The 2,119-nt window shown below is 52.0% G+C and carries 2 protein-coding genes and 1 pseudogene; all 3 read right to left on the reverse strand.

All coding sequences use genetic code 11. The features are described 5' to 3' along the window. Positions 1–68: 68 nt before the first annotated feature. The gene (gene nuoF / locus ACTHSP_RS19935) at positions 69–1,364 is read right to left on the reverse strand and encodes an NADH-quinone oxidoreductase subunit NuoF (RefSeq protein ID WP_440346766.1); all 1,296 of its coding nucleotides are present in this window, start codon (positions 1,362–1,364) and stop codon (positions 69–71) included. A gap of 57 nt (positions 1,365–1,421) precedes the next feature. Then, positions 1,422–1,895 carry an NADH-quinone oxidoreductase subunit NuoE gene (gene nuoE, locus ACTHSP_RS19940; RefSeq protein WP_049332996.1) on the reverse strand — a complete coding sequence of 158 codons (474 nt, stop codon included), beginning with the start codon at positions 1,893–1,895 and terminating at the stop codon, positions 1,422–1,424. After that, positions 1,895–2,119 (reverse strand): annotated as a pseudogene (locus tag ACTHSP_RS19945) (NADH-quinone oxidoreductase subunit D); the annotation flags it as partial. The gene nuoE and the pseudogene ACTHSP_RS19945, both read right to left, overlap by 1 nt.

Here is a 2,119-nt window from a genome sequence, read left to right on the forward strand (position 1 = left end):
TTTGTAACATGGTTCGTTCCTAGTTACGGGTATTTAATAAATAATTCTTTTAGAGGCCGTCTGAAAACTTAGCACCACTTATTCGGTTTCATCGGTCCGCCGTGTTCGATGTAATGCACAAACTCATCACGGAAATGCTTGGTAAAGCTGCGGACAGGGAAAACAGCGGCATCGGCAAGGGCGCAGATGGTACGGCCTGCCATTTGGTTACCGACGGAATCCAGCAAATCCAAGTCTTCCATGCGGCCTTTGCCTTCTACGATGCGGTGGACGATGCGGTAAAGCCAGCCCGTGCCTTCTCGGCAAGGCGTACATTGGCCGCAAGACTCGTCGTAGTAGAAGTAGCTCAAACGCTCAAGGGCTTTCACCATGCACACGTCTTCGTCCATGACGATAATCGCGCCGGAACCCAGCATCGAGCCTGCTTTGGAAATCGAGTCATAGTCCATATTGGTCTGCATCATAATATCGGCAGGCAAAACTGGCGCGGACGAACCGCCGGGAATGACGGCTTTAAGTTTTTTACCGCCGCGCATACCACCCGCCATTTTCAAGACTTCGGCAAACGGCGTACCCAATGGCACTTCATAGTTGCCCGGACGCTCGACGTGGCCGGAAATACAGAACAATTTGGTACCGCCTGCATTCGGAATACCTTTATCGGCAAATTCCTGTCCGCCGTCACGGATAATGAATGGGACGGAGGCGAAGGTTTCGGTATTGTTAATGGTGGTCGGTTTGCCATACAGGCCGAACGAAGCAGGGAATGGCGGTTTAAAGCGCGGTTGCCCTTTTTTGCCTTCCAACGATTCGAGCAATGCGGTTTCTTCACCGCAAATGTATGCGCCGTAGCCGTGGTGGGCGAAGAGTTCAAATTCAAAATCCGAACCCAAAATATTTTTACCTAAAAAACCTGCGGCACGCGCCTGCTCCAAAGCGGCTTCAAAGCGTTGGTAGCCTTCAAAAATTTCGCCGTGGATATAGTTGTAGCCGGCTTTCGCACCCATCGCGTAACCGGCAATAATCATGCCTTCAATCAGGGCATGAGGATTGAACATGATGATGTCGCGGTCTTTGAACGTACCCGGCTCGCCTTCGTCGGTGTTACAAACCACATATTTTTCGCCCGGGAAGGAACGGGGCATAAAGCTCCATTTCAAACCGGTCGGGAAGCCCGCACCGCCACGACCGCGCAAGCCGGAGGTTTTGACTTCGTCAATCACATCGGTTTGCGAGATGTTTTCGGACAGGATTCTACGCAGCGCGCTGTAACCGCCGCGTTTGACGTATTCGTCCAATGTCCAGCAGTAGGGATTGGCGGTATCCACTTGGTCAAAAATCACGCCTGATTGGTAAATAGCCATTTTTGGTGTGCCTGTTCGTTTTCGTATCGGTTGCAGCCGTTGTTTTCAGACGGCCTTTTATTTCAGTTCGGCAAGTTTCTTGTCAATTGCTTCTTCAGTCATAAAGCTGCACATGCTGTGGTTGTTGACCAGCATGACCGGAGCGTCGCCGCATGCGCCCATGCATTCGCCTTCGACAAGGGTAAATTTTCCGTCGGGCGTGGTTTCGCCGTAGCCGATACCGAGTTTTTGTTTGAGGTATTCGCCGGTAGCCATACCGCCGCGCAGGGCGCAGGGCAGGTTGGTACAAACGGTCAGTTTGTATTTGCCAACAGGCTCAAGGTCGTACATATTGTAGAAAGTAGCGACTTCGTAGGCTTGTGCAGGCGAGATGCCGATATAGTCTGCGACAAAGGCGATGGTCTCGGGAGCAAGCCAGCCTTTTTCGGTCTGGGCAATACGCAATGCGCCCATAATCGCGGAACGGCGTTGGTCGGCAGGATATTTTGCCAACTCAATATCAATTTGTTTTAAGGATTCTGCGGATAACATTATCGGTCAACCTCCCCGAATACGATGTCCTGCGTACCGATGATGGCAACAACGTCAGCCAGCATGTGGCCTTTTGCCATTTCGTCCATGCCTTGCAGGTGGGCGAAGCCGGGTGCACGGATTTTCAGGCGGTAGGGTTTGTTTGCACCGTCTGAAATGATGTAAACGCCGAACTCGCCTTTCGGATGTTCGACAGCGGTGTAGGTCTCGCCCTCGGGAACGTG

The organism is Neisseria sp. P0001.S005 (assembly GCF_051963715.1).